This window comes from Micromonospora sp. NPDC005220, from assembly GCF_040607895.1.
Classification (GTDB): Bacteria; Actinomycetota; Actinomycetes; order Mycobacteriales; family Micromonosporaceae; genus Micromonospora.
The window spans coordinates 1-6,761 of sequence record NZ_JBEXHP010000185.1 but is presented as its reverse complement, the minus strand read 5'-3'; the positions used below and the strand labels follow the sequence as shown (position 1 = coordinate 6,761).

The window sequence follows — 6,761 nt, the reverse complement described above, 5'->3', positions numbered from 1 at the left end:
GCTCCCCGTGGGGGCCGCCGCCGAGCCCGCCCCCGCCTTGCCCTCGGCCCCCGCCTCGCCCCGCCTCGCCCCGCCCCGCCCCGCCCGGCCCCGCCCGGCCCCGCCTCGCCCCGCCTTGCCTCGCCCCGACCGGCCCCGCCCGCCCGGTCGATCATGGAGTTGTGGTGGGGATGTAAGTCGTGAAGGGGTCCAAAACGGCCGCCACAATTCCATGGTCGACTTGGGCGGGTGGTGTTCGGGGCTTGTTGTTTTCCGGTTCGCCGTGGGAGGGCGGCCGGTAGGGTCCGGAAGTGGCGGACTCGGTGGTGGGGGTGGGTGTGCGGGATCTCCGGTACAAGATGATCATGGCGTTGAACGCCGCCGACCTGGGCGACCCGCTCTGCGAGCAGGTGGCCGAGATCTGTGCCGAAATCGCCGAGCAGCACTGCGCCGAGTTCGGCCACACGCCGCAGTTGCGGACCGGTGAGATCGCCGAACTGGCCACCGGAGAGCCGGCCCTGACCTGGGCGCCCTCGACCCCCGACGCCGGGCAGCGTGCCTGGTGAGCGCGCCCGCGCCCGCTGTCGACGTCCGCCGAGCCGAGGACCGCTTCGCCACCCGGATCTCGTGGCTCGACTCCAAGCACTCCTTCTCGTTCTCCCGGCACTACGACCCGGCCAACACCCACCACGGCCTGCTGCTGGTCAACAACGACGACGTGGTCCGACCGGGGGCCGGTTTCGAGACCCACCCGCACCAGGACATGGAGATCGTGACCTGGGTGCTGCGCGGTTCGCTGGTGCATCAGGACTCCACCGGGCACTCCGGGGTGATCTACCCGGGTCTGGCCCAGCGGATGAGCGCCGGCACCGGCATTCTGCACTCGGAGAAGAACGACGCCTGGCGGCTCAACAACCAGGAGCCGCACAGCGACCCGGTGCACTTCGTGCAGATGTGGGTGCTCCCCGACGAGCAGGGCGTCGACCCGGGCTACGAGCAACTGGAGATCGAGGACGAGCTGCTCCGCGGCGGCCTGGTGCCGATCGCCTCCGGGATGGACCGCTACGACGGCGCGTCCGCGATCCGGATCCGCAACCGGTACGCGACCCTGCACGCAGCCCGCCTCGCCCCCGGCGACGAGGTCACCATCCCCGACGCGCCCTACGTGCACCTCTACGTGCCCAACGGCACGGTGACCCTGGAGGGCAGCGGCCCGCTCGGCAGTGGCGACGCGGCCAGACTCACCATGACCGGTGGCCGGCGGGTCACCGCCGACGAACCGGCCGAGATCCTGGTCTGGGAGATGCACGCCACCCTCGCCTGACCGTCACCCGCGGGGGGAGTCGCTCCGGCGCCCCCATGATCACGCTGGAACATGGATGTAGTGGCCTCCACGAAGAGGGAGGCCACTACATCCTGGATCGAGCACGATCTTCCCGGGCGCCGGGCGCCGGGCGCCGGGCGCCGGACGCCGGACGCCGGACGCCGGACGCCGGACGGGGCGCGGGGTGCCGCGCCGGTTACGCCGGGGACTCGGTGCGGTCGGCGGCCCAGGTGGTGTGGAACGAGCCGTCGCGGTCCACCCGCTGATAGGTGTGCGCGCCGAAGTTGTCCCGCAGGCCCTGAATCAGCGCGGCGGGCAGCCGCTCCGCGCGCAACGCGTCGAAGTACGCCAGCGACGACGAGAACGCGGGCGTCGGCACGCCGGCCCGGGTCGCGTCGGCCACCACCCGCCGCCAGCTCGGCACGCCAGCGCTGACCGCCTCGGCGAAGTACGGCGCCACCAGCAGCGTCGGCAGGTCGGGCTGCTCGTCGTACGCCTCGCGAATCCGGTTCAGGAAGCGGGCCCGGATGATGCAGCCACCACGCCAGATGGTCGCCGTGCCGCCCAGGTCGATGTCCCAGTCGTACTCGCTGCTGCCGGCCCGGATCTGGTCGAAGCCCTGGGCGTACGCGACGATCTTGGAAGCGAGCAGCGCCCGGCGGACGTCCTCGACGAAGGCGTCCCGGTCGGTGACCTGCCACTTTTCACCGGCGTCAGGGAATGCCCGGCGGGCGGCCTCGCGCTGGTCGACGTGCCCGGACAGCGAGCGGGCGAACGTCGCCTCGGCGATCCCGGTGATCGGGACGCCCAGGTCCAGGGCGCTCTGCACGGTCCACCGGCCGGTGCCCTTCTGCTCGGCCCGGTCCTGCACGATGTCCACGAAGGGCCGGCCGGTCGCCGCGTCGACGTGCGCGAGCACATCCGCGGTGATCTCGATGAGGAACGACTCCAGCTCGCCGCTGTTCCAGTCGCGGAAGATCTCCGCGATCTCGGCGGGCGTCGCGTCCAGGCCAGCCCGGAGCAGGTCGTACGCCTCGGCGATGAGCTGCATGTCGGCGTACTCGATGCCGTTGTGCACCATCTTGACGAAGTGCCCGGCGCCGTCCGGCCCGACGTGCATGCAGCACGGGACGCCGTCCACGTGGGCGGCGATCTTCTCGAACATCGGCCCGAGCTTCGCGTACGACTCGGCGGAGCCGCCCGGCATGATGCTCGGCCCGAGCAGCGCGCCCTCCTCGCCGCCGGAGACGCCGGTGCCGCTGAAGTGCAGCCCCTGCGCCCGCAGCGCCTCCTCCCGGCGGCGGGTGTCGGCGAAGTGGGCGTTGCCGCAGTCGACGATGATGTCGCCCTCGTCGAGCAGTGGCACCAACTCGTCGATCACCGCGTCGGTGGGCGCGCCGGCCTTCACCATCACGATGACCGCGCGGGGTCGTTCCAGTGACGCCACGAAATCGGCCATCGTCTCGCCCGGCACGAACGTGCCCTCGTCGCCGTGCTCGGCGACCAGGCTGCGGGTGCGCTCCGGCGAGCGGTTGTGCACTGCCACCGTGAAGCCGTTGCGGGCCAGGTTGCGGGCCAGGTTACGCCCCATCACCGCCAGCCCGGTTACACCGATTTGTGCCCTCGCCTGATCAGCCATTCGTGCCGCCACCTCTCGTCACACCACTATCAGCGTTTGGAAACTTACCGTGATGTGGGCCGATACGGGCCAGTGACCGACGTCCCGTTACTGCACGTGATGGAGATGATGCGACGGCGGCCCCGGCGCCCGACAGTGGTCGGCGAGCCCCGCGCAGGGAAACCTGCCGTCGTTCCACGCGGCGCGCGTCAGCCTTCGGCGAGACGGGCTTCGATTCGGGCGATCTTCCCGGTGAGCGCGTCGGTGACCCCGGGCCGGATGTCGGCCTTGAGCACCACACTCACCCGGGGCGCCCGCGCAGAAACCACGTCGACCGCCCGCTTCACCACCGCCATCACCTCGTCCCACTCGCCCTCAACGGTGGTGAACATGGCATCGGTCCGGTTCGGCAGGCCGGACGCACGGACCACCCGGACCGCCTCAGCGACCAGGTCACCGACGGAGTCGTCACCGCCGAGCGGGGTGATCGAGAACGCGATCAGCATGCGCCGATCGTGCCAGTAAAAACGGATGCGCGTCGGTCGGGCGGTGGCTACGGTACGGACATGCGTAACTGACGCCCCACTTCCGAGCCGGCCCGCCGACCCGCGTCGCGGTCCGTGCGCTCCCGGGCGTCCCGCATCCCCTCCCCGCCGTTCGGCGGCGATGCTCTGCCCGACACCGGTGAGCAGTCCCTTCCCCACTCGACCGTCGCGCGACGGCGGTCACCAGCCGATCCGACCGACCGCCGCAGCGCGGGACCGGCCGTGTCGGTCGGCATTGAAGGAGGCCCGGATGCCTGCCAGGCGTAACCCGAAGAAGATCCGTACCCGGAGAGCGACGCCGCTCGGCGTCGACCCGGCGGCCGGCCACGGCCCGCTCCCACCCACTCTTCCCGACCTCGACCTCGCGGTCGAACCGGCTCTGCCGGCGGTGCTGGCCAAGCCTGCGCTACCGGCGGTGCTGGCCGAGTCGGTGGTGCCGGCGGCCGTCTCGGACGAGGTGGCGCCGCCGGTCTACGTGCCGCCAGCGGTCGACGTGCCGGCGGTTGTCGACGCGCCGGCGATGGGAGATCTGCCGAAGCCGACCGGGCGACCGAAGGCACCGACGGCCGGCCCGCCCCAGAGCGGTGGCAACCGCTCCGGCGGCGGCCGCAGCCAGCAGGCCGGCCAGGCCCGCCGCTACGCCTTCCGCCGCAGCTGACCGAGCCGCCTTCACCCCGCCCTGCCCCGCCCTGCCACGCCACGCCACGCCGCGCCGCGCCACGCCGCGCGATCTTGCACTGTCTGTCCTCGCAAAGCCGGCGTATCGGAATGAATCGACGACAGAAATCGCAAGATCGACGTGGGCGGTGCGTGGGCGCTGGGAGGTGACAGCAACATCAGGGATGTAGTGGCCTCCGTCGCCAACGAGGCCACTACATCCCTGATGTTGTGCGGATCTTGCCGGCGGCCGGCGGCGGGCGGCGCGGCGGGATGGCGCAGTGGCGGGCGGCGGCGCGGCGCGGCGGGGGTGGGGTCAGCTGATCAGGGGGCGGAAGGCGCCCAGGAGGATGCTCGTGGTCAGGGCGGCGGCGGCCAGCAGGGCGGCACCGGCGATGAGGAGCGCGTCGGCGCGGGTGAAGTGTTGCCGACGGGCGACGGTACGGGGTGTGCCGGCGTCGAAGCCGCGCGCGTCCATCGCCACCGCCAGCCGGGTGCCTCGACGGATAGCCCCCACCAGCAGCGCGAACGCGGTGGAGGTGAAGAGCCGCAGCTTCGCCACCGGATTGCGTCCCGCGTCGACGCCTCGTGCGCGCCGCGCCATGCTGATCATCTGCCACTCCTGACCGAGCAGCGGCACCAGCCGGAACGCGGCCAGCGCCCCGATGGCGAACCGGGCCGGCGCCTTCGCGTTCTGGATCAGCGCGTCGGCCAGGTCGGTGGGGTCGGTGGTCGCGAAGACGATCACACCGGGCAGCGCCACCGCGAACACCCGCAGCACCAGGCCGAGCGCCGTGAGCAGCACACCGGTGCTCACCAGCACCGGCCCCGCGTCCAGCAGGACCCGGCCGGATCGGTCGGCCGCGAAGAGCACCAGGGTGACCAGGATGCCGGCGGCGCTGAGCAGCAGTGGCCAGGACCGTCGGGCCAGCACCCGGTAGCGGATGCCGAACAGCGGCAGGAGGGCCAGTTCGAGGGCGATGGCGATCGCTGGGGCGACCGGGTCCAGGGTCGCCAGCAGGGTGAACGAGAAGACCAGCGCGGCGGCGACCTTTGCCACCGGGTTGCGGCGGGCCAACGGCGCGTCCGGCGCGGCGACCGGCTCGATGCTGATCATCGGTGGTCGTCGGGGGCGCGTCGCAGGGTGACGGTGCGGTCGGCGAGTGCGGCGACGAAGTCCGCGTCGTGGGTGACAGTGACCACGCCGTGCCCGGCGTCGCGCAGGTCGGCGAAGAGGTCGACCAGCTCCCGCCAGGTCCGCCGGTCCTGGCCGAAGGTGGGTTCGTCGCAGATCAGTAGGCGAGGCGCGGTGGCCAGGGCGGTCGCCACGCTCAGCCGCCGCGCCTCACCACCCGAGAGGGTGTACGGGTTGGCGGCGGCGAGCCGGGTCAGCCGCAGCCGTTCCAGCAGTCCGGCCACGGTGTCCTTGACGGCCGCCTCGGGTTGACCGGTGCGGCGCGGGCCGAGCGCCAGCTCGTCGAAGACCGTGCTGGTGACGAACTGGTGCTCCGGGTCCTGAAAGACCGACCCGATCCGCCGGGCCAGCGCGGGCGCCCGCCACCGGTGCGGGGGAGTGCGGTGGTCCGCGCCGGCCAGCTCGGCGGACGCGGCGACCCGCCCGCTGCCCGGCCGGAGCAGACCGCCGAGCAGCAACGCCAGTGAGGACTTGCCGGCGCCGTTCGGGCCGCGTACGGCGAGTGCTTCACCGGCGCGTACACCCAGGTCGGTGGAGCCCAGCCGGGGCGGCAGGCCGAGCCGGTCGGCGGTGAGCAACAGCTCCCCGGGGTCGGCGGTGGCCGGCCGGGGCGCGATGGGGTGACCGGGCACCCAGACCCCCTCGGCGGCCAGGGCGGCACCGTGGGCGGCGAAGACCGCCTCCGGTGGGCCGTCCGCGCGGACGCCGCCACCCGGTTCCAGGACGACCACCCGGTCGACCAGCGGCAGGGCCTCGGCCACCCGGTGCTCGACCAGGATGAGTGTGGTGTCGGTGTCCAGCGCGCCGGCCACCGCGTGCCGGACCAGGTCGGCCCCGTCCGGGTCGAGGTTGGCGGTCGGCTCGTCGAGCAGCAGCAGGGCGGGGCGCAGGGCCAGCGCGCCGGCCAGGGCGAGGCGTTGCTGCTCGCCGCCGGAGAGCGCCCCGGTGTGGCGGTCGCGGGAGTATGGGAAGCCGACCCGGTGCAGCGCCTCGTCCACCCGGGGCCAGATCTCGTCGGCGGGCACCCCCCGGTTCTCCAGCCCGAACGCGACGTCGTCGCCACAGCGCGCCATCACCAGCTGGGTCTCCGGGTCCTGGAAGACGATGCCGACCCGTTCCCGCCCCTTGCGCGGGTCGAGCCCGTCGATCTCGACGGTGCCCTCCTGCTCGCCGGAGTCCTCGGGAAGCAACCCGGCGAGCGCGCTGAGCAGGGTGCTCTTCCCAGCCCCCGACGGCCCGAGCAGCAGAACGCGCTCCCCAGCCTCAACCCGCAGGTCAACACCCCGAACGGCCCATGCGCGCCGCCCAGCGTGCCGCCACCCGAACCCCCGCAGCAGTACCCCGCCCACCAACCCACCCACCCCCCTCCCGGCCGCGCCGCCCCCGCCTACCCCGTTGATCAAGAGGTTTGCGTCAGGAAATCGCCTTCCGTTGACGCAAACC

General features: G+C 72.9%; 7 protein-coding genes. 3 read left to right on the top strand and 4 right to left on the bottom strand.

Going from position 1 to position 6,761, the window contains the following annotated elements:
• The first annotated feature begins 290 nt into the window (after positions 1 to 290).
• Entirely contained in the window at positions 291 to 545 is a 255-nt protein-coding gene (locus ABZU52_RS31375; RefSeq protein ID WP_354974543.1) for a thioredoxin reductase, read from the top strand.
• Complete coding sequence (locus tag ABZU52_RS31370; protein ID WP_354974542.1) at positions 542 to 1,303, top strand: pirin family protein; 762 nt, start codon at positions 542 to 544, stop codon at positions 1,301 to 1,303. Before ABZU52_RS31375 ends, ABZU52_RS31370 begins: the two co-directional genes overlap by 4 nt.
• A gap of 196 nt (positions 1,304 to 1,499) precedes the next feature.
• On the opposite strand, the gene gndA is transcribed toward ABZU52_RS31370, so the two are convergent.
• Together gndA and ABZU52_RS31360 are read right to left on the bottom strand one after the other, a co-directional pair.
• Positions 1,500 to 2,942, bottom strand: coding sequence for an NADP-dependent phosphogluconate dehydrogenase (gene gndA, locus ABZU52_RS31365; RefSeq protein ID WP_354974541.1), 1,443 nt, complete (start codon positions 2,940 to 2,942; stop codon positions 1,500 to 1,502).
• A gap of 188 nt (positions 2,943 to 3,130) precedes the next feature.
• On the bottom strand, positions 3,131 to 3,427 hold the full coding sequence (locus ABZU52_RS31360; RefSeq protein WP_354974540.1) for a thiamine-binding protein: 297 nt from the start codon (positions 3,425 to 3,427) through the stop codon (positions 3,131 to 3,133).
• 289 nt (positions 3,428 to 3,716) lie between these two features.
• Here ABZU52_RS31360 and ABZU52_RS31355 point away from each other — a divergent pair, with 289 nt between their 5' ends.
• Entirely contained in the window at positions 3,717 to 4,124 is a 408-nt protein-coding gene (locus tag ABZU52_RS31355) for a hypothetical protein (RefSeq protein WP_354974539.1), read from the top strand.
• Between the two features lie 315 nt (positions 4,125 to 4,439).
• Here the strand turns inward: ABZU52_RS31355 and ABZU52_RS31350 are convergent, their stop codons facing one another.
• Positions 4,440 to 5,240, bottom strand: a complete 801-nt coding sequence (locus ABZU52_RS31350) for an energy-coupling factor transporter transmembrane component T (RefSeq protein ID WP_354974538.1) — start codon at positions 5,238 to 5,240, stop codon at positions 4,440 to 4,442.
• Positions 5,237 to 6,667 (bottom strand): ABC transporter ATP-binding protein, encoded by a 1,431-nt coding sequence (locus ABZU52_RS31345; RefSeq protein ID WP_354974537.1) that lies wholly within the window; start codon positions 6,665 to 6,667, stop codon positions 5,237 to 5,239. Before ABZU52_RS31345 ends, ABZU52_RS31350 begins: the two co-directional genes overlap by 4 nt.
• Between the last annotated feature and the right edge of the window lie 94 nt (positions 6,668 to 6,761).